The 24,722-nt window shown below is 42.6% G+C and carries 21 protein-coding genes; all 21 read right to left on the minus strand.

Annotated features, from left to right (window positions below; genetic code table 11):
- Positions 1 to 27: 27 nt before the first annotated feature.
- The 21 genes from EFER_RS22500 to cpsG (EFER_RS10730) all read right to left on the minus strand — a co-directional run bounded on the left by EFER_RS22500 (position 28) and on the right by cpsG (EFER_RS10730) (position 24,565).
- Positions 28 to 1,065, minus strand: a complete 1,038-nt coding sequence (locus EFER_RS22500; protein WP_065757558.1) for an acyltransferase family protein — start codon at positions 1,063 to 1,065, stop codon at positions 28 to 30.
- A gap of 23 nt (positions 1,066 to 1,088) precedes the next feature.
- On the minus strand, positions 1,089 to 1,901 hold the full coding sequence (locus tag EFER_RS10630) for a glycosyltransferase (RefSeq protein ID WP_001016780.1): 813 nt from the start codon (positions 1,899 to 1,901) through the stop codon (positions 1,089 to 1,091).
- Between the two features lie 73 nt (positions 1,902 to 1,974).
- Positions 1,975 to 3,342, minus strand: coding sequence for a colanic acid biosynthesis phosphomannomutase CpsG (gene cpsG, locus EFER_RS24100; protein ID WP_000736842.1), 1,368 nt, complete (start codon positions 3,340 to 3,342; stop codon positions 1,975 to 1,977).
- A gap of 3 nt (positions 3,343 to 3,345) precedes the next feature.
- Positions 3,346 to 4,794: a mannose-1-phosphate guanylyltransferase/mannose-6-phosphate isomerase gene (locus tag EFER_RS24105; RefSeq protein ID WP_001286273.1), complete on the minus strand. Its 1,449-nt coding sequence runs from the start codon at positions 4,792 to 4,794 to the stop codon at positions 3,346 to 3,348.
- Positions 4,787 to 5,287: a GDP-mannose mannosyl hydrolase gene (locus EFER_RS10645; protein WP_024256493.1), complete on the minus strand. Its 501-nt coding sequence runs from the start codon at positions 5,285 to 5,287 to the stop codon at positions 4,787 to 4,789. Before EFER_RS10645 ends, EFER_RS24105 begins: the two co-directional genes overlap by 8 nt.
- 2 nt (positions 5,288 to 5,289) lie before the next feature.
- Entirely contained in the window at positions 5,290 to 6,255 is a 966-nt protein-coding gene (gene fcl, locus EFER_RS10650; RefSeq protein ID WP_000043593.1) for a GDP-L-fucose synthase, read from the minus strand.
- Positions 6,256 to 6,257: 2 nt separating this feature from the next.
- Complete coding sequence (gene gmd, locus EFER_RS10655; protein WP_000861363.1) at positions 6,258 to 7,376, minus strand: GDP-mannose 4,6-dehydratase; 1,119 nt, start codon at positions 7,374 to 7,376, stop codon at positions 6,258 to 6,260.
- Positions 7,377 to 7,397: 21 nt separating this feature from the next.
- Positions 7,398 to 8,198, minus strand: a complete 801-nt coding sequence (locus EFER_RS10660) for an alpha-1,2-fucosyltransferase (RefSeq protein WP_000048215.1) — start codon at positions 8,196 to 8,198, stop codon at positions 7,398 to 7,400.
- An 810-nt stretch (positions 8,199 to 9,008) separates the two neighbouring features.
- Positions 9,009 to 9,668: an HAD family hydrolase gene (locus EFER_RS10670; RefSeq protein WP_024256494.1), complete on the minus strand. Its 660-nt coding sequence runs from the start codon at positions 9,666 to 9,668 to the stop codon at positions 9,009 to 9,011.
- 4 nt (positions 9,669 to 9,672) lie between these two features.
- Positions 9,673 to 10,815 (minus strand): glycosyltransferase, encoded by a 1,143-nt coding sequence (locus EFER_RS10675; RefSeq protein ID WP_000765778.1) that lies wholly within the window; start codon positions 10,813 to 10,815, stop codon positions 9,673 to 9,675.
- Positions 10,790 to 11,953, minus strand: coding sequence for a hypothetical protein (locus EFER_RS10680; protein WP_001195313.1), 1,164 nt, complete (start codon positions 11,951 to 11,953; stop codon positions 10,790 to 10,792). The genes EFER_RS10675 and EFER_RS10680 overlap by 26 nt, the downstream gene beginning before the upstream one ends.
- Complete coding sequence (locus tag EFER_RS24730; RefSeq protein WP_000523768.1) at positions 11,953 to 12,633, minus strand: CatB-related O-acetyltransferase; 681 nt, start codon at positions 12,631 to 12,633, stop codon at positions 11,953 to 11,955. Before EFER_RS24730 ends, EFER_RS10680 begins: the two co-directional genes overlap by 1 nt.
- Complete coding sequence (locus tag EFER_RS10690) at positions 12,617 to 13,546, minus strand: hypothetical protein (protein WP_001059986.1); 930 nt, start codon at positions 13,544 to 13,546, stop codon at positions 12,617 to 12,619. Before EFER_RS10690 ends, EFER_RS24730 begins: the two co-directional genes overlap by 17 nt.
- Before the next feature lie 12 nt (positions 13,547 to 13,558).
- On the minus strand, positions 13,559 to 14,848 hold the full coding sequence (locus tag EFER_RS10695; RefSeq protein WP_000920912.1) for a flippase: 1,290 nt from the start codon (positions 14,846 to 14,848) through the stop codon (positions 13,559 to 13,561).
- A 381-nt stretch (positions 14,849 to 15,229) separates the two neighbouring features.
- Positions 15,230 to 16,123, minus strand: a complete 894-nt coding sequence (galF, locus tag EFER_RS10700) for a UTP--glucose-1-phosphate uridylyltransferase GalF (protein WP_000183028.1) — start codon at positions 16,121 to 16,123, stop codon at positions 15,230 to 15,232.
- A 167-nt stretch (positions 16,124 to 16,290) separates the two neighbouring features.
- Positions 16,291 to 17,685 (minus strand): colanic acid biosynthesis protein WcaM, encoded by a 1,395-nt coding sequence (gene wcaM, locus EFER_RS10705; RefSeq protein ID WP_001116046.1) that lies wholly within the window; start codon positions 17,683 to 17,685, stop codon positions 16,291 to 16,293.
- 10 nt (positions 17,686 to 17,695) lie between these two features.
- Positions 17,696 to 18,916: a colanic acid biosynthesis glycosyltransferase WcaL gene (wcaL, locus tag EFER_RS10710; RefSeq protein WP_000862656.1), complete on the minus strand. Its 1,221-nt coding sequence runs from the start codon at positions 18,914 to 18,916 to the stop codon at positions 17,696 to 17,698.
- Positions 18,913 to 20,193 carry a colanic acid biosynthesis pyruvyl transferase WcaK gene (gene wcaK, locus EFER_RS10715; protein ID WP_000770776.1) on the minus strand — a complete coding sequence of 427 codons (1,281 nt, stop codon included), beginning with the start codon at positions 20,191 to 20,193 and terminating at the stop codon, positions 18,913 to 18,915. Before wcaK ends, wcaL begins: the two co-directional genes overlap by 4 nt.
- Positions 20,194 to 20,265: 72 nt before the next feature.
- Positions 20,266 to 21,744 (minus strand): colanic acid undecaprenyl disphosphate flippase WzxC, encoded by a 1,479-nt coding sequence (wzxC, locus tag EFER_RS10720; RefSeq protein ID WP_000058419.1) that lies wholly within the window; start codon positions 21,742 to 21,744, stop codon positions 20,266 to 20,268.
- 1 nt (position 21,745) lies between these two features.
- Positions 21,746 to 23,140, minus strand: a complete 1,395-nt coding sequence (gene wcaJ / locus EFER_RS10725; protein WP_000183150.1) for an undecaprenyl-phosphate glucose phosphotransferase — start codon at positions 23,138 to 23,140, stop codon at positions 21,746 to 21,748.
- 54 nt (positions 23,141 to 23,194) lie between these two features.
- Positions 23,195 to 24,565, minus strand: coding sequence for a colanic acid biosynthesis phosphomannomutase CpsG (gene cpsG / locus EFER_RS10730; protein ID WP_001355594.1), 1,371 nt, complete (start codon positions 24,563 to 24,565; stop codon positions 23,195 to 23,197).
- Positions 24,566 to 24,722: the final 157 nt, after the last annotated feature.

The following is a 24,722-nucleotide window of genomic DNA, read 5'->3' on the forward strand; positions in this document are numbered from 1 at the left end:
AAAAATAGAGTTGTGATATTTAAGATATTATGAAGAGAGTACTTTACTATATTGTTCTATTTTCTTATTCTTGATAATGAATTTTGATTCTACTATATGCCATGAAAAAAAGCCAAAAATAAGTGATACTACGATACTAATAAAAGTACCTTCAAAAAAACCAAGGGTTAGCTTATTTATAATAATTTGTTGTATTGGAAATGAATATATATATACTCCGTAGGAATAATCGAAGCGTCCTGCAATTAAGTTGTCTTTAAAAATATGTCCAATTGCGATCGTGATTATTGCGATATTGATATAACCTATCACATTGATTTCATTTTTATAAGCAACAGCCATGAGCACTATTGTGGAAATTATAAGCAAATAACTTATGCATCTTTTGTTATACCAATAATTCAGAGTAAGCGCCATAATGGCACCTGTAAAAAAAGATAATGCACGAACAGGAAAAGCTTGTAATACAATACCATAAAATATTATATCGGTTTTATTGAAAAGAAAATAAATAGATATAAAAAGCAACGCGATAAAGGTAATTAATATTACTCTTAAAGTATTTTTAGATAAAAATACAATACATCCTAATATGAGATAACAAGTAAACTCCAGAGGGAGTGTCCATAAACTATCATTTAGAGAGTATGGATGTATAAATCCATTAAAAATTCCTGAATGTGCTGGAGCTCCTTGTAGGGTTATAACATTGAGTATGTTTTTTAGTATAGAAAAACTGATATATTCATCTAAAGTATCCCATTCCAAATACACTCCTAATACTAGATACATAAAAATGGAACAGGGAATTAATGCAGGAAATATTCTTCTAACACGTTTTAATAAAAACAAATCAAATCTTTCACTATTGATACAGGACTTTGTGATTAAAAAACCTGATATGGCAAAAAATATGATAACGCCAATACCTCCTAAAGTAGTCATACCAAGAAAGGTTGGTTCTGACAATCCAGAAAGTGAATACTGATGAGAAATAATTACAATAATTGCTGCAAACAATCTAATTATATCAAAACAGTTATTTCTATGTTCTCTACTATTCATTTTATGAACTTTCAAAGATTAATTTAACGATATTTTTTATATGCGTATCGAATAATAAATAAAGGCAATATATGAAAACAAAACTTTCCAAGCAAAACAATACTGTTATTAATATTAAACTCCCTGAGTTTTATCATATATTTAAAACGAATAGAAAACTCACTTATTGCTTTTCTAAGCCCCCTTCTCCGAGAAAATGTATTTTCATCAATTCTATAATCTAATAATACCTCAGGTAAATTATGGAAATGATATCCCTCCTCAAGAAGACAAAACCATAACGCCATATCTTCAGTAAATTTAGTGTTCAACGGATAACGGATTCCATCTTTAAAAATTGAACTTCTAAATATAACAGTTGGGTGTATGAAGGGGCAACGTATTATACTATACTTCTTCAACTCATCATGCTTGATAGGTACTGCCTTTAACTCTAATGCATATTCGCTGCCGAATTCGTGACAAAAAGTACCAAGCACATCAATTCCTTTATTTTCCTCCATGAATCTGAATTGCTGCTCAATTCGATTCGAACGTGAAATATCATCAGTATCCATCCGAGCAATATACTTATAACCTTTATTCAAAGTTATATCAATCAAAGTATTGAGTGCAAATGCAAGGCCTTTGTTAACCTTACCACGAATAACAAAGAAATTAGAGTGAACTTTAAAACCTTTAATTACATCTTCTAATAATTCATTCAAATCACCGTCTACATAGAGATAAATATCTGCATTCATAGTTTGAGTAAACAAACTAGAAAGGCTTTGTTTCAAATAATCTGGTTTCTCAGAAAAGTAGACGCTCATTATTATTGCTACACTATGATTCATCCTATATAAATATCCATTTAGTTTATTTATTATAATTAAGACCATGTTTTATAACATGGCCTTATGCTCAAAGTTAGTTTAATATTCTTAATATTTCATCTGTTTTCATAATCATGAGTTTAATATCGCCACGCGATTCTACATTCAACCGCACCACCGGTTCGGTGTTGGAGGAACGCAGGTTAAAGCGCCAGTCGGCAAAGGTCATGCTGATGCCATCGGTGCGATCCACCGCCAGCGCCTCGCGGCTAAAATGCTGTTCGACGCGATTAATCGCCTCAACGGGTTGCACCAGTTTGCTGTTGATCTCACCGCTTGCCGGGAATGCAGCCATGCGGTCGCGCACCAGTTCGCCCAGCGTTTTTCCTTTCAGGCACACCAGTTCGGCGACCAGCAGCCACGGGATCATGCCGCTGTCGCAGTAAGCGAAATCACGGAAGTAATGGTGGGCGCTCATTTCGCCACCGTAGATGGCGTCTTCCTTGCGCATACGTTCTTTAATAAAGGCGTGTCCGGTTTTCGACATCACCGGGGTGCCGCCTGCGGCAGTCACTACATCAACGGTGTTCCAGGAAAGACGCGGATCGTGGATGATCTTCGCGCCGGGATTTTTTTCGAGGAACGCTTCTGCCAGCAGGCCGACAATGTAGTAGCCCTCGATAAACTGTCCTTTTTCGTCAAACAGGAAACAGCGGTCAAAATCGCCATCAAAAGCAATACCCATATCCGCGCCGTGTTTAATGACCGCATTGCGGGTATCGTCGCGGCATTCCGGCAGCAATGGATTAGGAATACCGTTGGGGAAATTGCCGTCCGGCGTGTTGTGTACTTTGATCAATTCCACGGGTGCGCCGAGGGCTTTAAAGCGGGCTTCGATGGCGTCCACCACCGGACCCGCCGCACCGTTCCCTGAGTTGATTACCAGCTTGAGCGGCGTGAGGTTTTTGACATTGATATAACCGAACAGGTGATCAACATATGCGTCACGTAGGTTGATTTGCTGATAGCGACCACGTTTGGTTTCATCGACGGGAGGGAAGTCGTTGGCTTCTGCCAGACGCTGGACGTCGCGCAGTCCGGTATCACCGCTGATCGGGCGAGCCCCTTCGCGCACCAGCTTCATGCCGTTATAATCCATCGGGTTATGGCTGGCGGTAACTTCGATGCCGCCATCCACACCGAGATGGAACGTGGCGAAATAGATCTCTTCAGTGCCGGACATGCCGATATCCAGCACGTCAACGCCCGCATCCTGTAACCCTTTTGCCAGCGCCAGTTTTAAGGTTTCGCTGGTGAGACGGACATCACCGCCTAAAACAATGGTTTTCGGTTTGAGAAATTCGCCATAGGCACGCCCAATACGCCAGGCGATATCTTCATTCAGTTCTTCGCCTAATTTTCCGCGAATATCGTAGGCTTTAAAGCAGGTTAATTTTTTCATCTATTAGTCATCTATTTTGTAACGTTCTTTTTGACGAACAATATCATCCTCACCTAAATAATCTCCGGAACTAACCTCAATAAGATTAAGAGGAATTACGCCAGGATTTTCAAGGCTATAAGTAGCGCCCAGAGGAATATAAACGGACTCATTAGCAGTAACTAAGACGGTTTTATTATTTAAAGTTACTTTTGCTGTGCCTGAAAGAACAATCCAATGCTCTGAACGATGATGATGCATACGTAAGGATAGCCCTTCCCCTGGTTTAACGACAATCTTTTTGACTTTATATCGTTCCCCCTGCTCTATAGCATCAAATTTCCCCCAAGGCCGAAACTCCTCGCGATGTGATAGATATTCAGAACGTTCTTGCTTTTTGAGCATTTGGACAATTTGTTTAACATCCTGAACTTCAGATTTTTTTGAAACAAGAATTGCATCTTTCGTCTGAACAATAACTATATCCTCTACACCTACAGCGGCTACTAAGGCTGACTCCGAGTGAATATAATTATTTTTTGTATTATAGGTCAGGATATCACCTTTGCAAACGTCCCCTGTAGGAGTTTTGTCACTAACGTCCCACAACGATTGCCAAGATCCAACATCGCTCCAACCAATATCAAGGGGATAGACTATACAACGCTTTGTTTTTTCCATTACTGCAAAATCAATTGATTCCGATGGACAATTTTGAAAAACATCTTTCGAGAGTCGTATAAAGTCAAGATCATGGTAGGAAGAAGAAACTGTTTTTTCACATATATCGTATATATCAGATCTGTATTTTTTTAATTCCTCTAAATATACTGATGCTTTAAACATAAACATCCCACTATTCCAAAGATATTTATCTGAGGAAATATACTCTTCAGCCCTTGAGCGATTAGGTTTTTCAACGAATTGTTCTACTTGGTAAAATTTATTACCAACTCCACTGTCTGATTCTTTAATTACATTCCCTTTTTTTATATAACCATAACCGGTCTCTGCATAATGAGGAATAATACCAAAAGTTAAGATATTTCCTTGTTCAACAATTGAAATGGAATTTTTGATAGCGTTACAAAAAACATCTGTTTTGTTTATGACATGGTCAGCTGCAAGAACTAAAAGTATAGGATCTTGTTGTTCATTACGCTTCAAAGCCGTAAATGCTGAAAGTGCTATAGCTGGTGCAGTATTTCTTCCACATGGTTCAAGAATAATGTTATCGCTTAATTGGTTTATTTGACGCAATTGTTCTGCGACCACAAAACGATGCTGCTCATTAGTTATTACTAATGGAGTTTCGCAAGAAAGGGGGGATAGTCGTAATAAAGTTGACTGTAATAAAGTATTCTCACCTGATAATTGCAGAAATTGCTTTGGATAGTGCTCTCTTGAGAGGGGCCAAAGACGGCTACCCGTACCACCAGCCATTACAACAGCAATCAACGGTACATCAGACATTTTTGACATCCTTTTTATCTAAACCAATAACAGCACTTGGAGCATGATTAAAATAGGCTCGACTGTTAGCGTGAACATTGTCACTGGCGAGCAGCGCGTCCGGCGTCAGCCAGCGGTAATCGTCGTGCTGCTCATCCGGCAGTAACAGCTCATCTTCCGCGACTCTGAAGCGAAAACCGAGCACCACATAGTGAGTGGTGAAATCCGTGCCGGAGAAGTTATCGTCATAAAAGTGCTGCCAGACACCGTAAAACTGGCCTGCTGTTATCGGCAGACGCAGCCCCAGTTCCGCCATCGTCAACCGCTCAAATGCGGCTTCCAGCGTTTCGTCTTTCTGCACGCGCCCTCCCGGCACAAACCAGTAACCCTGTGCCGGGCGGTTGGTTCTTTTGCCAAGCAGAAACTCGCCGCGGCTGTTCTCAACAATAAAGTCGAGAGAGAGCAGCGGCGTGGAGCGCACTACCGTGGCAAAGTCTTCCTGACGTAAAAACATCATTACCCCCGAAAGCGGTCTTGATTCTCAAGGAACCACTGGTAAGTGCTGGCAAGCCCCGCTTCCAGTGAGATTTCGTGATACCAGCCAAGCTGATGCAGGCGCGTCACATCCAGCAATTTGCGCGGCGTGCCATCCGGTTTGCTGGCATCGAAAACCACCCGACCTTTGTAACCCACCACTTTAGCGATGGTTTGCGCCAGCTCGCGGATAGTGCAGTCAACGCCGGTACCGACGTTAATGTGCGACAGCATCGGCTGGGTGTTTTCCAGCCAGACTTCGTGCGCCAGCTCCATGACATGAATGCTCGCCGCCGCCATATCATCGACGTGCAGAAATTCGCGCATCGGTGTACCGCTGCCCCACACCACCACGTCCGGCGCATTCTGTGCCGTCGCCTCGTGGAAGCGACGCAGCAATGCAGGGATCACGTGCGAGTTACTCGGGTGGAAGTTGTCGTGCGGCCCGTACAGGTTGGTCGGCATGACAGAGCGGTAATCGCGTCCATACTGGCGGTTGTAAGATTCGCACAGTTTGATCCCGGCGATTTTGGCAATGGCGTAAGGCTCGTTGGTCGGCTCCAGCGAGCCCTGTAACAGCTCGCCTTCTGCCATCGGCTGTTTTGCCAGTTTTGGGTAGATGCAGGACGATCCGAGAAACAGCAGTTTGTTCACGTCGTTCTGATGCGCGACGTGAATGATGTTGCTCTCAATCATCATGTTCTGGTAGATGAAATCTGCCGGATATGTGTTGTTGGCAACAATGCCGCCCACTTTCGCCGCCGCCAGATAGACCTGGTCAATGCGCTCGCTGGCAAAGAAATCATGCACCGCGCGGCTGTCCAGCAGGTTCAGTTCGTCGCGGGTGCGTAATACCAGTTCCACATCACCGCGCTGTTCGAGCTGTCGCTTGATGGCAGAACCGACCATCCCGCGATGGCCAGCGATAAAAATGCGTTGTTTACTCATGCTTATGACTCCAGCGCGATCGCCACGTCGTAGCCGTGAGATTTCAGCAGAGAGTGTTTTTTCGCCGCTACGAGGTCATTAGCCACCATTTCAGACACCATCTCTCTGAGGGTGATTTCCGGTTTCCAGCCCAGTTTTTCGTGCGCTTTGGTCGGGTCGCCGAGCAGCGTTTCTACTTCAGCAGGACGGAAGTAACGCGGGTCAACCTTAACTATTACATCTCCCGGTTTAACGGCTGGGGCATCCTCACCAGTAACAGAAATCACTATCCCCTGCTCATCTACACCGGTGCCTTCAAAGCGCAGTTTGATCCCTACTTGCTCCGCTGCCATTTCCACGAACTGACGTACGGAGTACTGAACACCGGTAGCGATAACGAAATCTTCTGGCTGTTCCTGCTGCAGCATCATCCACTGCATTTTTACGTAGTCTTTGGCATGGCCCCAGTCGCGCAGGGAATCCATATTGCCGAGGTACAGGCACGACTCCAGTCCCTGGGCGATATTGGCGATTGCGCGGGTGATTTTGCGGGTAACAAAGGTTTCGCCACGGCGCGGGGATTCATGGTTAAAGAGAATGCCGTTACAGGCGTACATGCCGTAGGATTCGCGGTAGTTAACGGTGATCCAGTAGGCATACAGTTTGGCGACCGCATACGGAGATCGCGGGTAGAACGGCGTGGTTTCTTTCTGCGGAATTTCCTGCACCAGGCCATACAGTTCAGAAGTCGAAGCCTGATAGAAACGGGTTTTCTTTTCCAGACCAAGGAAGCGGATCGCCTCCAGTAAACGCAGTGTGCCCATCGCGTCGACGTCTGCGGTATATTCCGGTGACTCAAAAGAAACCGCAACGTGGCTCATTGCGCCCAGGTTGTACACTTCATCCGGCTGCACTTCACACAAAATGCGCGTCAGGTTGGAGGTATCTGTCAGATCGCCATAATGCAGATGAAATTTCGGGTTGCAGGTGTGTGGATCCTGATAAATATGATCCACACGCTCGGTGTTGAATGACGATGCACGACGCTTAATACCATGTACTTCGTAACCTTTTTCCAACAGAAACTCTGCCAGGTAAGAACCGTCCTGTCCGGTTATGCCAGTAATTAAAGCAACTTTCATTTTTGAATAACTCCTTAAAATTTAAATTAATTCACCAGGTAAGATAAAATTTCTCGTATCATGAATATTTAGCTTTTGAGGCGCTAATACAATACATCCTGGTTTGTATCCTAGCGCAGAAGCCCATATAGCAAATGTACTATTTGACAACACTTTAAATTGGGATTGTGCCAGTAATAAAAAATCATCGAGCATATTTCCATCAGAAAAAAAGTATTTAATAGATATTTTTTTCGCTATCTCAGTCGCATAATTCTTATCATCTGTCACAATTACGAATTGATCCACAGAATTCATTTCTTTAATTTTATTCAATTGCTCAAGATAATAATTCGTCGAAGCAATACCACTATATTTTTTAGTTAAAAAATCACCTCCGCGAATGTGAATCGCACATACGTTTGGTTTAATACTGAGATGCGAATATAGATAATCTTTTTTTAACAACTCAAGCATTTCATCAAAAAGAGTTTGATCCAAACAATTTTGGAAATAACCATCTAAATAATAGCTTTTGTTTGTAAGACTTTGATAGAGCACTCGATTAAAATTTAAGTCACCAACAAATCTATCTGTAAGGTTTGCTAAAATATTTATACGCGGCAAACGCAATTTAAGCAAAAATTTATTTTCTACATTTGAATTGGTCATTTTGAAATAATGTGGCAATTCATTACTTCTTGATGCTTTATAATTGTTTAACTCCGAATCATCAAGCTCTATATATTTCACATTACTTTTTTTGCTAATTAGTAATGAGGCGCCATATTGAAAAATTTGATTACCTAATCCTCCAGCTAACCTGCAGCATACCTTCGACATCTTGATACCCTTATTTATTAACAATAATTTCTTTTATGAACACAAGTATCATCATATAAAAAAATATTATTAGCATGATAAGCCAAACACTATTATTTAATGAAAGAAGATAAAGCAACAAAAAAACAACCGCCATAATAAAATAGTAAATTATCTTATATTTATTTTCATTACCAATAATGAAATGCATTAAACCAAATGACTTAGTCGAATATATTAATAATGCAGGTAGAGTATATATTAAAACTGAAAGTGGTATATATGCTAATTTCTCTGGTACCATCACGGATGAAAAAATTAGAATTGGAAATATAAACCGTGATGAAGACAAGATAAAAAAAGTTACTGTTTTAAAGGCATTTCGTATATTATTATGGAAATAATAAATTACACTAGTAAAAAAAGCATATGAGATTATTTTAATTATTATGATGTAGGGAGTAACATATAAAACAAGAAAAAGCAAAAAAACAAAAAAAAGAGTTCTAAGCAAAATAATACTATAATAATTAGTGTCAATAAAATCATATAACTCACCAACAATTCTCAATGTTGGATTTCTCTCTTTCTTAACGGTTTTTATATCATTTTGTATGTATCCATTTTCATAAAAAATATAAACACATACATAACTAACAACAAACCCCGCCCCTATCGAAAGATCTCTTTCTGAAGATGAAAGCAGCCCAAAATAAAAAAATACGAAGCACGGTATAGGTATTGTAAGTATAAAACTAATAAGTTTTGGAATTGTTTTAATCCTGGACAAATAGGTATATCCGAAGGGTAAATATAAAATATATTTATTCATCAAACATTCTTCTTTATGAAATCAATTTTGGATATATTGTTGTTAAGGAGTTTCGACCATTTTCGAATATTTTTATCATTATGAACTATAATATGACAATGATCGCACATTTTAACTAATTCAATATCGGTAAAATTATCAGTAACTACTATTGCAACTTCTACCTTATCAAGTAATTTAGATAGCATCACTTTTTTTTGGAGCAAAAGGTCTTTTTCAAGTTTACCACTACACATATTATTGGAATAACTCAATTTTGATGAGTAATATTCCACAGATAATTTATTAGCAATGGCTTTTGCTATAGGATCTATAGTGGCGCTAGCAATTACAATATTATATCCCTTACGCTTATACTCTTCCATTAAAGCAAAAGTACTTAATATACGATTATCTTCAAGACTATCGATAAATTCTATTGCCCATCTAGTTAAATCATAATACGAAAATCCAGCCAATTGTTTTATTTGAATATTCCTGTATAAATCAATACCGCTTAATGATGAATATATTTTATTGAGAGCACGTAAAATATAAGGCGCATTCATTATGCTTTTTTTATTTTTAATTATTCCTTTGTTAGATAACCAGATTAAAAAAGAATATGTTGTATTGTCATAATATAATGTGCCGCATATATCAAAAATAGCCAATTTCACAGAATTATCCCTCAAATACAGATAAGAAGAAGGCGCGTAGCTTTTTTTCTTTATTTTTCATAAAGACGTGATATTTATCTATAATTTTTACTTTATCGAAGTTACGCGAATTTATTTCCATAATTAACATACTGAGTGTCCGAGCATCATCATTCTTATATGAAAATAATTCATCAGAAAAATAATATTCCAATTCTGGCTGCTCTATTCCACTTGAGATAACGACACATCCATATTCCAGATATTGAAGTACTTTCGAAGGAAATGAATATAAAGAAAAATTACATTTTGATCTTAGTGGATTAATACTAATTTTTGCACTAGATAATAATGAATCATAATCAGCTTCGCTAAGAAATCCTTTAAATTTAATATTCAGCTCATTTGCATGAGCAACCACCTGTTCTTTTAATCCCCCATAACCTGTTATAACAAATTTATTTCTAATATCACTAGGTAGGTTACTTATTGCTTCTAAAAGTACCTCAACCCCCCCAACATAGTCTAACCTTCCAGTATAAACAATAGTATCTGATACACTTAACTTATTGTAAGCCTTGCTATTCCTTGTATTGTACCCATAATCAACTATTGATTTTGCTTTTTTTTGCTTAATAATTTTTTTAACATTCTCATTAACAACTATAAAGTTAAGACCATTTCTAAAAACAAACTTTTCTGAGTGAAGATTTAAAAGGTTCTTAATAAACGAAAAATTGTACATGCTATATAATTCTTCAACCTGAAAAATTGTTTTTTTCAAAAAACTCGGATATATATAAGACGCTATAAGATACGGAAAAATATGAACTGGCAATAAATTGTATATAAGGAGATAATTTTCTTTCTTTAAAGTTTTAAATAATAAATATATCATTAGACAGAGCGAAAGAAATATTTTTATAAGTATCCCTAAAGGATTTGAAGGAACAAAATATGTTATGCACTGTTGGTTGTTTTCAGTATTATTCACATTTCGTTTAATCAATAAAACATTTTTTTCTTTTACAATTGAATATATTATTGATTTGGTGGCATCCGGAAGACATCTGCAAACTCGGTCGACTCTGTGTCGAACTGAACTAGCTGCAGAACTATCCTTTATGTCAAAAGGATGATAATCATTTACTCTGTAGAAGAGTTTCACTCTTTTTATACCTCCTGGATTGAATAGCCATTGTTGTAAATAAGGCATAGCTGATTAGTAACATCATATTACCTTCAAGTACAACATCCTGACACATGATAATTAAAGTTATAAGTGATATAAAAAAATATGGATTTTTTATTCTTTTTCTATAATTCCTATATCCTAAATAGCTAATTAACACAATTAAATTTGAAAGTATAAATGGGATAAGCGATATAACCCCAGCGACTCTGGCGCTATCAAGATAAATATTATGATACCAATACCCACTATATTCGCTTGCATTTGGAGTAAACCCCCCCAGTGGATGAATTAGAAATTTTGTAATACCATCCTGTATAAGTTCAAATCTAGCCGATTTCAATCCTTCACTTCCAAATCGCTCAAATATTAAATCAAAATATTTATCAAAAAAAGGAATTTCTTTAACTAATAAAGAAAAAATGCAACCAAGGCATATTAATATAGTTAATCCTATGAGCGTTTTTATTTTAAAGTTACGACTATATTTATAAGTTATACATACTAATGCAATAATAAAGAATGCTCGCCCCCCCAAAAATATTGATGATAATAAAATTAATGGATATATAAATATAAGTAAGTACTTCAAGCTCAATGTATTTTTATATGCAACGAAGAAAAACATAAAAACAATTGCGAGTGAGTTACTAATGCCTGGAGAATTTATTTCCTCGTGATTAAATGGATCTAGCAATTTACCATATCCATAAACGCCGGAAGGATCTAGGAAGCTATAAACAACTATGGATTCAGCTCTAAAAAAGACACCTAATATAAAAAAGAAAAGCATGTACCAAGCATATTCAAAATTATTAATTAAGAGTAATGGTAAACATACTATCAAAAATATCATATACATTGCATACTTGACAGGGGATTCAAGTATTAATAGTTCTGAACCTATAGAAAACACACTAAATACAAATAAAACAATAAATAACACATTATAACTTGCAGCAGTACATCCTGCGTATAATGTTCTATTTTTAATCATTGATAGAATTAATGAAATTATTAATAACGGTATAAATACGTAATACAGACTAAACCCTGCAGAGAAAAAACTTAATAGAAGTAAAGTTTTATAAAAATGATTATTCACTGTTTGCATTAATCTAGCCTTTTAACTTTATTATATAATTTAGCTAACTCACAGATACTTTCATTAAAATCCTCTCGAAATAGGAATGAATTTTTTTTTAGGTCTTGTTCAGGCCAATCCCACCATTTAATTTTTTTTAAAATTTCAATCTGTTCAGTTGGAAAACGGTATCGTTTTATAATTGCCGGAACACCAACAACGATTGCATATGGTGGAACGTCTTTTGTAACAATTGCACCTGCACCTATTATGGCACCATCACCAATTGTTACCCCATCCATAATGATGGCATTCGTACCCACCCATACATCATTTCCTAATATTGTATCCGCATTTTCTAAAAAATAATCCTTACTAGTAAACGTAACCCCACATTGTTTCTTAGTAGAATAAAAGATAGGATGAGAAGATATGAAAGTTGTTGGATGCGCACCAAGCCCTCCTATTTTAGCTCCTTTTGCAATACTGCAAAATTTTCCCACTGTCGCATTTCCTATGCTTGCTCCGGCAACATAACTATATTTCCCAATATGAGAGTCATAAATTGATGATTTTCCAGTTATTCTGTTACAACCATCTAAAGTTGAAGACTCATCAATATAAGAAAAAACATCAACATATATATTTAAGTGACTTTTATTCAATTTTCTTTTTTTTAAATGTGATTTAATTCTACTTAGAAGTCCCATAGCACCTCTTTTTTACTATCTTTTTCACAAATGAATAAATTTTATAAATAAAATTTTGTTGATTTTTCCTGAAATAATGTAAGTGAGCTAAATAATAATCATAACTTTCAGTTAAGTCTTTTTTTAGTTCTAACTCGAGAGGTTCATTATCAATTAATATATCTTTATAAATATCATCTCCATTACAGTTTTCACCTGTCCCATCATAACCGATATTTTTTGCCATTACCTTTGATGGGAATAGAGTTAACCACTTATGAGAAGCCAGTGTTATATACCAAAATATAAACCAAGTATTAAGTTTACCTTTAGCATTTAGAGTGGCTTGATCAAAAAAATTAAATGCACCATCAAAGTTTATATAATTTTTTACATCCTTACTTATTAAATTTACGGAATTAATATCTTTTTTGAACATTCTCCATCTATCATCCCAAGTAGCCCACCCCCAACACAAGGGGATCCTTAAAAGATACGTTGACTCTAAATTGTTATTTATGGTTACTGGGTAACTACTACCAGAGATCGAGGCTACTTCTTTTATATCTGCATACATATCTAAAGCATCATTCATATACTTCAGAAAATAGGGTGATGTAATTATATCGTCTTCTAAGACAATAACTCTTCCATATTGTTTGACTACTTTTGTAACGCCCTGAATTATATTTTGAGCAAGACCTACATTTTGTTCCTGCTCAACGATAGTGATACTTCTGAAACCAGTTAACTTCCTGATAAGTTGCCGTACGGCATAAACACCAGGTTTATCTTTTTCTGATTTAGCACCATCAGAATAGATAATCAAATCTGTACATTCAGATAGACTATTCTTACTTAATGCTGACAGCATTTTTTTTGTATGCTCAGGGCGTGAATAGACAAAAACAACTACAGGGGAAATATTATTCACTTTTTGTTCCATTTATCTAAGGAAAAACAAACTTTTCAATTGCATAAAAAAAATCTTCTTCGCAAAACACAGATTAAAAATTGTAGAAGCTGTAATTTGTGAGAGAACTGACGCTATCGCTGCGCCTTTGATGCCATATAGCGGAATAAGAATGATATTTGCTATAACACTGACAACAAGCCCTGTAATTGACTTGTAAAGGATGAAAGTACCCTTTCTCTCATTAACAATCCAGAGACTCTGTGAAATTCCTAAACATATGAATAAATTGGTTATAACATGGATAGAAAGAACGCCAACGCCATCTTTATAATTGGCACCTAACATAAATTCTATTATGAATGGCGATAAAGTAATAATAGTTAATGTTATACACCATCCGATAATTGAAAATATTAAAAATATATTACACAGAGTTTGATAATATATCTGTTCACTTTCTTTTTTTTTCCTTGCCACATAAGGAGCTAAACTTACCGATAAAGTCAATGGGATAAAATTCCATAATGTAGAAAATTGTATTGCAGCTGAATAAATACCTAGCGGTTTTTCTCCCATTATATTTTTTATCAAAACTTGATCGATCCTCATGTATAATATGATAGATATTCCGCTTATTAAAAAAGGCCATGACTCTGACAGTAGCGCCTTGCATCGTAATAAACTTACGTGCCATCTATGCGCTGTTTTAAATGTTTTATAAGCAAACGTCAAAGCTAGAGCAGATAATGATGCATCAATACTTAGCAAAAGAGCAAAAGTCCATAATGGTGCATTATATATTATGAGGATAATCCGTAATATATTCGTAATTGTGTAAGAGCATAGCTTTGCTATAACAGTTCTTTTACTTTGGCTCTGACTTTGAAACCAAATATCTATAGTATCTGTGCATTGTAATAATAATCCGCCACTTGCCAATAATGTTAATACTCCAAAATATGCACCATTGAATATAGTTACACCACCAATAAGTAATACTATGCTTATACAACCAACAATGAAACGCATAAATATAGCGCTTCCTAAAATTTGGGCAGCTTCATTTTTATTGCACGTAATCTCACGCACTAAAATTGTATCCATTCCGAGAGATACAACAACTTGAAATAAACTTACAAGAGTAACAATATAAGCTAGCTGACCATATGTCCCAGGCCCTAGATAGCGTGCAATCCAGACACCAACTAACAAGCCGAACATTAATCGAATAAACTTATCAAATAACAACCATCCAGCATTTAAAATTATTTTTTGTATTTCAAAGTTGAGTTTTGTTTTTTTTATAAGAGTCTTCAGCATTAAGCACCTGATAGATATAAGTAAAATATGGCCTATATTGCTTGTATAATAAATTTGTAGTATTAGCTTTAACCAGACACGCTACCGCCCCTGGCTTTACAGCTACCAGTGCACTGCGTGCATTCTCATAAGATGTTACAGACTCTGCTACTAACGTCGCAAAGCTCTCAAAAATTTAAACGCCAATTGTCTAACCAAACGAGGTCAGACACAAGGAAAATCCGAAAATTTTTGGTCTCACTAAAGAGATATAACTCATTGTTATTATTACATTTACATAAGAAACGGCAGGAACATTCTTATTATGTAAGCATCTCTGCTTTTGAATGTTCACTGCCGTTCTATTCTTATTCAATCCCCCATATATGGGATGGTTAATTTTTATTCACTTAACAGCTTCTCAATCCCTTTGCGGAACTTCGCCCCTTCTTTCAAATTGCGCAGTCCATACTTCACAAACGCCTGCATATAACCCATTTTTTTACCGCAGTCGTAACTGTCACCGGTCATCAGCATTGCATCAACAGACTGTTTTTTCGCCATTTCAGCAATCGCATCGGTCAGTTGAATACGTCCCCATGCGCCAGGTTGAGTGCGTTCAAGTTCTGGCCAAATATCGGCAGAAAGCACATAACGTCCTACAGCCATGATGTCTGAGTCCAGCGTCTGTGGCTGATCCGGTTTTTCGATAAATTCAACAATGCGGCTGACTTTACCCTCACGATCTAGCGGATCTTTGGTCTGGATGACGGAGTATTCAGAGAGATCACCCGGCATACGTTTTGCAAGCACCTGGCTACGGCCCGTTTCGTTGAAACGTGCAATCATTGCGGCAAGGTTATAACGCAGAGGATCCGCAGAAGCGTTATCAATAATGACATCTGGCAGCACTACAACAAATGGGTTGTCGCCAATGGCTGGTCGAGCACACAAAATCGAGTGGCCTAAACCTAATGGTTCGCCCTGACGCACGTTCATAATGGTCACGCCCGGCGGGCAGATGGACTGTACTTCTGCCAACAACTGACGCTTCACGCGCAGTTCAAGGAGGGATTCTAATTCATAAGAGGTGTCGAAGTGGTTTTCGACCGCATTCTTGGACGCGTGAGTCACCAGGAGGATTTCTTTGATCCCAGCAGCCACAATCTCGTCAACAATGTACTGAATCATTGGCTTGTCAACGATCGGTAGCATCTCTTTAGGGATCGCTTTTGTGGCGGGCAACATGTGCATACCAAGACCAGCTACCGGTATAACTGCTTTTAAATTAGTCATTATTTTCATCCACCTGTAAAATGGTTGCTGAATTATAGCTTGTTAGTTTCTTTTCGCCAGCATCAATTACTTTTGCTGATATGCCACTGATGTTACGCCGCTCACAGTTAAATTTCAGTAGCCATAATCTTAAGTATGGTTCTAATTTTCCAGGAATGGTCGCAAATCTATCTAATGCGTGGTGGCAGCTCAAAACTCACCTTCTCCACATTAACCACATGGTGATTAATCCTGTCGATATCGACTGAATTTTGCCCTTTTTCATTCACTGCATGAACATTAACCAGAGATAGCAATGTCTCTTTTTTAGCCATGAATTTACCGCGAACGTCCTGGCGCAAGTCGAAGTTCATGGTCAATGCAGGCCCAACAGAAAATTCCTGCATCACATTGATATTTCTCATAAAAAGGTGTTGCGGCTGGTTATGTAGTTCCAGTGATGCGTGTTTCATTTCAATATTGGTGAGTGCAACAAAAGAGATCGCATTTCCGGCAGAAATCTGAATTCCGCGTAATTTTCTGGTCAGCTGTGTATTATCCAAACGAATGTTATTGAGCTTAAAATTTTGTGGGATCGATAAGTATTTTCCTTTGATTACGCCATAACCAATTAATAACCCAGCGCTATTAGCTATATCTATATTATCGATTATGAAATTATCACAGCCATATATGGCAATCGTTGCGTTATCAATACCTGCTTTTTTGCTGTAATCCGGTGTTATGTTCTTCGCATTTACGTTACGGATGACGAAATGTTTGCCGTTCTCAACATGAATCAACTGCCGACAGTCCGATCCCGTGATATTCGCCACGACAAAGTTTTTCACTGCCTGGTCTTCCGGGTAGTTGTTATCGTAAGTACTCCCCGCAAGGCCTATGCCGATGCCCCAGTTGATTTTGCCGTTGGTACAGTTGATACGCTCGATGAGATGGTCGGAGATCAAAATATCACGGTCGTTAATCGCCACATTCCATTCAATGGCGTCGCCCTGTAAGTCGCTGAACTTACAATTGGTGATATTGGCACCGATAATCTGGTTATGAAATCCCTGGCGTAAGATGGCGTAGTTAGCGTGGCTAACGGTGAGGTTATCGATGGTCAGGTTGCGCATAACCCGTTTGTTTTTGCCGCCAATATAAATCTGCGTTACCGGGCCAAAGCCGCTCATCGCCAGCCCTTTGATGGTGCAGTCAGAGCCGCGCACATCCAGGGTGATGTTATGCATACTGCCGCCCTTCTCCCCTTTCACCTGGCTGCCGTCCTGTAAGACAAAACGCCCTCTGCCGTTACCGCGCAGGCTTCCAAGGATGTGTAACGTTTTACCAGGGGGGATGAAGATGCCGGTGTTGATATTGTCACAAACCAATCCGGCAGGCACGACGACCGTTTGCCCTTCGCTGAAGGCTTGTTTAAATGAGGCGATCCAGTCGTGAGAGTTGTAGTCGTTAATGTTAACGCTTGTTCGGGCGGGAAGTGCGCGAGCGAAAGGGGTATGGAGGAAGGCAAGCGCGGAGCTTGCCGTCAGGAAGGTGCGTCGGGAGAGTTTTTTAAATGGCATACGTTCTCCTCTATAAAGCCTGCAATAAGCTGGCGAGTTCTCGATTAATCACCTGCTGGTTAAAATCGTGTTCGACTTTTTCGCGAGCACGTTTGACGACCGGAGCAAGTTCGTCGGTGTCCAGTTGGCTAAACGCCGCCAGTCGTTGCGCCAGTGCGCGAGCATCGTTCTCAGGCACCAGCCAGCCGGATTTATCGGCCTCCACCAGTTCCGGTATTCCGCTATGCAGAGTAGAAACCACCGGAATGCCGACCGCCATCGCTTCCATCAGCGCCACCGGAATACCTTCCATATCACCATCCGCACCCGTTACCGATGGCAACAGAAAGACATCCGCGTCGTCGAGCATCGCCTTCACTTCGTGGCTCGGTTTAAAGCCCGGCATCTCTACCACATCTTCCAGTTGATATTGTTCGATGAGGGTGCGCAGGCGTCGTTCCCACGGGCCAATGCCGAGGATGCGATAGCGAAATGCCACGCCCTGCTCTTTCAACTGACGGCAGGCTTCGATCGCCACATGCAGGCCTTTTTTCTCGGTTAAGCGTGCGACGGAAATAATCTCCAGCGGTGTTGCGGGCGCTTTCACCGGACGCGGGCTAAAGCGCGTCATGTCCACGCCCATGCGCGATACGGCAATTTTTTCCCTCGGGCAGCCCATTTTTTGCAGCCTTCCGGCCCACAGATCGCTAATCGGTAACATCAGGTCGCCACGGCGAAACAGTTGTTGATATTCGGGAGTGTAATGGTTGAGCACTTCCCGACTGGAGATATCAATGCCGTGGAAGATAGTGGCAATTTTGCCGCGAATGACACCCAGTTCCCGTAGTTTTGCTGCGGTTACCCCCGCAGGGCCAAAATGTGCGATAAACACATCAGCATGAAACGGTGTTGCGACCTGACCACAAATGGCAGACAAAATCAGGTTCCGCGACTCGGCACCATAGCGTTTGAGGTTGAGCGCCTGCCAGGTATTTTTGCGATGAATGCCGCGTAAGGTCTGGCTGGCGCGGTGGCGCAGCTTCGCCACTTTGCCCGTAGGTTCATCCTGTAACCAGCGGGTTCTGGCAGCAAGGTTGTATTTCGTCCATGCCGCGTGGGTGTTTTGCGTATCGCCTTTTTGCAGCGCGACAATCTCCACCTCAAAGCCCATATCAATAAACGCAGTGATTTGGTTGAGAACGAAGGTTTCCGACGACAGCGGAAATTTCAGTAAAAAGAAGCCGACCTTCATTTCGCCTCCCCGATGCGCTCAAGCACAGATTGCACCATCTGCATTCCTGTCTGACGCTCACGACTGACAGCTTCGCTAAGTCGTGCGTTCAGCGCCGGAAGCTGGCCTAAGGTATCCGCAACCATCGCTTGCAGGCTGCCGTCTAATAAATGATGAATATCAATCGCCATCTCTGGTAGCCCCAACTGCTGCATAATCCCGGCGGATTTATGTTCGTAGTTGATGGCAATTGCCGGAGTAGCAAAATTCATCGAGATAATAGCCGAGTGCAGGCGCGTACCGACGGTGAGTTCACAGGCACCGAAGATTTTGCCCATTTCCAGATCATTGAGCTCATCCATCACCACGTGATAACGGGCAGGATCGCTGATGTGCTGACGCAGGTTGAGCGCCACCATGCGGTCGTCTTTGTTATAACTGTCGATGCCCGTACAGGTGGAGAGCGCAATCACCTGATACCCTTCATCGAGAATGCGATTGACCACCCCGGCAAAGGCTTTTTCATACGCTTGTTGAGTGGTGCCGAGACGTTTGTCGAACGGTGCCAGTTCGCGCAGGGTAATTGCCACCGTTTTCTGTTGTGCGGCAACGTCCAGCCAGTGTTGAACGGCATAGCTGGCGGTGAAGTCTTCGGTGTGGTGATCGACCAGCCATGCGGTATCGACGCCATGTTCAACTTTTGCGGTAGTGATATTGCTGCGTTTCATTAGATCCAGGCTTACCGATTCGCGCAGGATCAGCGCGTCGCAGTGCCCGAATACGTAGTTCGCCAGTTGGTTAAATTGCTCATCCTGGAACGGGCCGACGCTGTGACCAATTATAAACAGCGGCTTTTTCGCCATAAACGTGCAAAGCGCATGTTCAAACTGCGGCACGCCGTAGAGATCAACAAAAAACGAACCGCCGACCTGGATAATGGCGTCGTAACCTGAAAGCAGGCGCACAAAGTCAGTAAATCCCTGGGCAATGGCGATATTACGCAGCTTGCCAGTGTCGGTGACGCGTGAGAGCAATACCTGGTGTTGATAACGGCGACGGAGGACTTTTTTTACGCGCCCGACCACACCCGCCGCGCTGTTGTGTTGTTTCATTTGCAGGAACAGCGGATCACCCATTACCGGGCGGTTGAGCAGCCAGGAAGAACTGACCGGATAGCGGCTCATTACGTCCACTTCGGCGTGTGGATTGAGGATGTTGATGGCATCAAGTAAGCCGCGCAAGATGGCGCTGTCGCCGCGGTTGCCGCAAGTGTGGTTGCCCAGAATAAGTAATTTCATTTTTTCCTCATAAATTTGATGCCAGGTGAGGCTGTGTTTGTTGTGTTCGTTGCCGGAACCGAAAACAACTATTCACCCCGCCCGTAAAAGCATTTTCATTTTTTCGCTGCGACAAAACTGACGCTTCACTTCCACCACCAGCGGATGGCGCGACAGCACAATCATCACCACAAACGCCAGCACGCCCGCGGCTATTTGCACCGCCAGCAGCATTCCCAGCACCAGTTGGCCTTTCAGCACAATGCCCAGTGCATAACTAACCACCAGCGTCGGCAGCGAGAGATAAAACGGCAGCCATAAACTCAGGATGTACTGGCGATAACTGGAACCGAGCACCGGTTTAATCATCACGAAATAACTCAGAATGGTGTTGATAATCTGTACCAGCAGGAAACCAAGCGTGACGCCGATTGCACCCGCCATCTGTCCGCCAATAACAATCGCCGGAATAAACAGAAAGGTTTTGAATACATTGAATTTAAAGCTGATATCCACCCGCGCTTTCGCCATCAGCAGCGAGCCAATGGGGTTACCCACGGAGCGCAGTAGCCCCACAATACACAGCAATTGCAGCACCGGAATAATGCTGTTCCACTTCTCACCAAAGACCAGCGGTACAAAGTTATTCGACACCACCATCAGCCCCAGCAGTGCCGGAAAATTGATAATCCCCACCACCGACAGCAGCTTGTAGAAGTTAACGCGCAGCTTTTCGGTGTCGTCCTGAATTTTGGCAAACGCCGGAAACAACACGCGGGTGATGATCGGGTTCAGTTTCATCGGCGGCACAACGGCCACGTTGTACGCCAGGTTGTATCCCCCTGCCACGCCCGCGCCGAGAATACGCGCCAGCACCAGCGTTGAAAGGTTGGTATTGAGATAGTTGATGATGCTGTCCGCCGTCAGCCAGGCACCAAAGCGTAAGTTCGGCACAACAGACGCCAGCGAGAAATGCAGACCGGGACGATAAATTTTGCGGCCAAAGTAGCCAAACAGCAGCGTTCTCACCGCACTATTGACCAGATAACCGAGGATGGCGGTCATCGCCAGCGGCCAGAAATGGGCGCTAACCACCGTAAAAGTAAAGCCCGCCAGCACCGCGCTGGTTTCGATCATGCCGATTTTGTTGAACTCAAGCTCCTTTTGCATCAACGCGCGGAACTGTTGCCCGTGGGGGATCACCACAAACGCCAGCGACAATGTTTTAATCAACGGCGCCAGATCCGGGTTATTCAGCACGTCACCAATGGCATCACTCAACAAAAACACCGCCACGCACACCACGATCCCCAGCCCGACGTTCAACCAGTACAGCGTGGTGAGTTCAAGATGGCTGATTTCTTTTCGCTGAATAATCGAGTTAGCGATACCGAAGTCAGAAAGCGTGTCTGCCAGCGCGATAATCACCAGCGAAACGGTAAGCAAACCGAACTGGTGGTTGTCGATAATCCGCGCCAGCACGGTCATCTGCACTAGCCCGAGGCCGATGATGATCACCGTAGCAATCGCCGACCACTTCGCGCCGCTGATGGTTTTTTCACGTAAGCTCATATCAATATGCCGCTTTGTTAACGAAGCCTTTGAATACCGTCAGGAAAACGATTTTGATATCGAACCAGACGCTCCATTCACGGATGTATTCAAGGTCGAACTCGACGCGTTTTTCCATTTTCTCCAGCGTGTCGGTTTCGCCGCGCCAGCCGTTAATCTGCGCCCAACCGGTAATGCCCGGTTTCACTTTGTGGCGCAGCATGTAGCCTTCAATGAGCTGGCGATATTGTTCGTTATGCGCCACCGCGTGCGGACGTGGCCCCACAATCGACATCCCCCCGGTCAGCACATTGATAAACTGCGGCAATTCATCCAGCGAGGTGCGGCGCAGAAAGTTCCCCACTTTGGTGACGCGCGGATCGTTCTGCGTCGCCTGAGTCACGACTTTGTCGTTCTCCATCACTTTCATGGAACGGAACTTCCACACTTTGATCGGCTTGCCATCCATGCCGTAGCGAGTCTGGCGGAAAATAACCGGCCCTGGTGAACTGAGTTTCACCGCCAGCGCAATACAGCACAGCACCGGGGAGATCAGCAGCAAGATCAGCGTTGCCAGCACAATGTCTTCCGCACGTTTTATCAGGCGGTTAACCCCGGAAAGTGGCGTGTCGTACAGCGGCACCACCGGAACGCCGTTCATCTCTTCGAGGCGTGAATGGAGAATGTTGAAGGTAAAGACGTCGGGGATCAGCAGCACCGAACAGGTGGTGTCCGCCAGTTGATGGACCAGTTTTTTCACTCGTGCGCCGTCGCACATTTGCATCGCGATATAGATGTTGTGAATCTTGCCCGCTTTTGCATCCTCGACCAGCTGTTGCAGATTGCCCGCCCAGTCGTTAGAAACGCCGCCCGGTTTCGGGTCGTGGTACACGCCCACCACTTCAAACCCTAACCACGGCTGATTACGGAAACTCTCCATCAGCATTTGTCCGGCGGCTAAATCCCCCGCTACGGCGATCATGCGCTTGTTATAGCCATGATTACGCAGCCAGCCCGCCCCAATGCGAATACACGAACGGCAAACCACCAGTCCGATGCTGGTCAGCCCATACCACGCCAGCCAGATTTTCAGTTGCGTGTCGAAATCATTGTTGAACGCCACCAGTCCGGCGCTAAAAATCACGCTTAAGGTCCAGTTTTGCAGCAGCAGGGCAAATTCTGTCGTTGCCCGAACACCGCGCCATGAGCGATAAAAATCGGTGATACCGCCCAGCATCTGGAACACCACCAGCGTAATCAGCGCCACCAACAGGTGCATGTAGAGGAATGACAGTCCGCTGACTTCGCAAACCAGCCATAGCCCGGCAAACATGATGGTGATATCTGAAAAGCGTTGCACCATAGAGATTAACGATGCATTGGTTTTCGCTCGCTCGCGCTTTTTTAGATTTGTCATCGTTGTTCCTGTTATTAGCCCCTTACCCGCAATGGGGTAAGGGAAGATCCGACATTACTCGTTCAGCAACGTCAGCAGAGTTCGCGTTCGCGCTTCCATCAGTGGCACATCGCCGCGCGATTCCACATTCAGGCGCACCACCGGTTCGGTGTTGGAGGAGCGCAGGTTAAAGCGCCAGTCGGCAAAGGTCATGCTGATGCCATCGGTGCGATCCACCGCCAGTGCCTCGCGGCTAAAATGCTGTTCGACGCGGTTAATCGCCTCAACGGGTTGCGCCAGTTTGCTGTTGATCTCACCGCTTGCCGGGAACGCCGCCATGCGGTCGCGCACCAGTTCGCCCAGCGTTTTTTCTTTCAGGCACACCAGTTCGGCGACCAGCAGCCACGGGATCATGCCGCTGTCGCAGTAAGCGAAATCACGGAAGTAATGGTGGGCGCTCATTTCGCCACCATAGATGGCGTCTTCCTTGCGCATACGTTCTTTAATAAAGGCGTGTCCGGTTTTCGACATCACCGGGGTGCCGCCTGCGGCAGTCACTACATCAACGGTGTTCCAGGAAAGACGCGGATCGTGGATGATCTTCGCGCCGGGATTTTTTTCGAGGAACGCTTCTGCCAGCAGGCCGACAATGTAGTAGCCCTCGATAAACTGTCCTTTTTCGTCAAACAGGAAACAGCGGTCAAAATCGCCATCAAAAGCAATACCCATATCCGCGCCGTGTTTAATGACCGCATTGCGGGTATCGTCGCGGCATTCCGGCAGCAATGGATTAGGAATACCGTTGGGGAAATTGCCGTCCGGCGTGTTGTGTACTTTGATCAATTCCACGGGTGCGCCGAGGGCTTTAAAGCGGGCTTCGATGGCGTCCACCACCGGACCCGCCGCACCGTTCCCGGAGTTGATCACCAGCTTGAGCGGCGTAAGGTTTTTGACGTTGATATAACCGAACAGATGATCAACGTAAGCGTCGCGCAGGTTGATTTGCTGATAGCGACCGCGTTTGGTTTCATCGACGGGAGGAAAATCGTTGGCTTCTGCCAGACGCTGGACGTCGCGCAGTCCAGTATCACCGCTGATCGGGCGAGCCCCTTCGCGCACCAGTTTCATGCCGTTGTAATCCATCGGATTATGGCTGGCGGTAACTTCGATGCCGCCATCCACGCCGAGATGGAACGTGGCGAAATAGATCTCTTCGGTGCCGGACATGCCGATATCCAGCACGTCAACGCCCGCATCCTGTAACCCTTTTGCCAGCGCCAGTTTTAAGGTTTCGCTGGTGAGACGGACATCACCGCCTAAAACAATGGTTTTCGGTTTGAGAAATTCGCCATAAGCGCGACCAATACGCCAGGCGATATCTTCATTCAGTTCTTCGCCTAATTTCCCGCGAATATCATAGGCTTTAAAGCAGGTTAATTTTTTCATATCGTTACCCTTTTTCAGGCAATAGTGGGCCCTGACCGAAGCGGCCAATTTTGTTTTTGTCGTTATTTACATCGCTGTTTTGCATTCATTGCCTGATGCGACGCTGTCGCGTCTTATCAGGCCTACAAACCCGAACCGTAGGTCGGATAAGGCGTTC

It is taken from the genome of Escherichia fergusonii ATCC 35469 (genome assembly GCF_000026225.1).
GTDB classification, from domain to species: Bacteria; Pseudomonadota; Gammaproteobacteria; order Enterobacterales; family Enterobacteriaceae; genus Escherichia; species Escherichia fergusonii.

Coding starts and splice junctions, on each gene's coding strand:
- EFER_RS10695 (WP_000920912.1), bottom strand. CDS start 14,848: ATGCTGAAGACTCTTATAAAAAAAACAAAACTCAACTTTGAAATACAA.
- EFER_RS24730 (WP_000523768.1), bottom strand. CDS start 12,633: ATGGGACTTCTAAGTAGAATTAAATCACATTTAAAAAAAAGAAAATTG.
- EFER_RS24105 (WP_001286273.1), bottom strand. CDS start 4,794: ATGTCTGATGTACCGTTGATTGCTGTTGTAATGGCTGGTGGTACGGGT.
- EFER_RS10630 (WP_001016780.1), bottom strand. CDS start 1,901: ATGAATCATAGTGTAGCAATAATAATGAGCGTCTACTTTTCTGAGAAA.
- EFER_RS10660 (WP_000048215.1), bottom strand. CDS start 8,198: ATGTCGAAGGTATGCTGCAGGTTAGCTGGAGGATTAGGTAATCAAATT.
- EFER_RS10645 (WP_024256493.1), bottom strand. CDS start 5,287: ATGTTTTTACGTCAGGAAGACTTTGCCACGGTAGTGCGCTCCACGCCG.
- wcaJ (WP_000183150.1), bottom strand. CDS start 23,140: ATGACAAATCTAAAAAAGCGCGAGCGAGCGAAAACCAATGCATCGTTA.
- wcaM (WP_001116046.1), bottom strand. CDS start 17,685: ATGCCATTTAAAAAACTCTCCCGACGCACCTTCCTGACGGCAAGCTCC.
- wzxC (WP_000058419.1), bottom strand. CDS start 21,744: ATGAGCTTACGTGAAAAAACCATCAGCGGCGCGAAGTGGTCGGCGATT.
- fcl (WP_000043593.1), bottom strand. CDS start 6,255: ATGAGTAAACAACGCATTTTTATCGCTGGCCATCGCGGGATGGTCGGT.
- galF (WP_000183028.1), bottom strand. CDS start 16,123: ATGACTAATTTAAAAGCAGTTATACCGGTAGCTGGTCTTGGTATGCAC.
- gmd (WP_000861363.1), bottom strand. CDS start 7,376: ATGAAAGTTGCTTTAATTACTGGCATAACCGGACAGGACGGTTCTTAC.
- wcaL (WP_000862656.1), bottom strand. CDS start 18,916: ATGAAGGTCGGCTTCTTTTTACTGAAATTTCCGCTGTCGTCGGAAACC.
- EFER_RS22500 (WP_065757558.1), bottom strand. CDS start 1,065: ATGAATAGTAGAGAACATAGAAATAACTGTTTTGATATAATTAGATTG.
- cpsG (WP_001355594.1), bottom strand. CDS start 24,565: ATGAAAAAATTAACCTGCTTTAAAGCCTATGATATTCGCGGGAAATTA.
- wcaK (WP_000770776.1), bottom strand. CDS start 20,193: ATGAAATTACTTATTCTGGGCAACCACACTTGCGGCAACCGCGGCGAC.
- EFER_RS10680 (WP_001195313.1), bottom strand. CDS start 11,953: ATGCAAACAGTGAATAATCATTTTTATAAAACTTTACTTCTATTAAGT.
- cpsG (WP_000736842.1), bottom strand. CDS start 3,342: ATGAAAAAATTAACCTGCTTTAAAGCCTACGATATTCGCGGAAAATTA.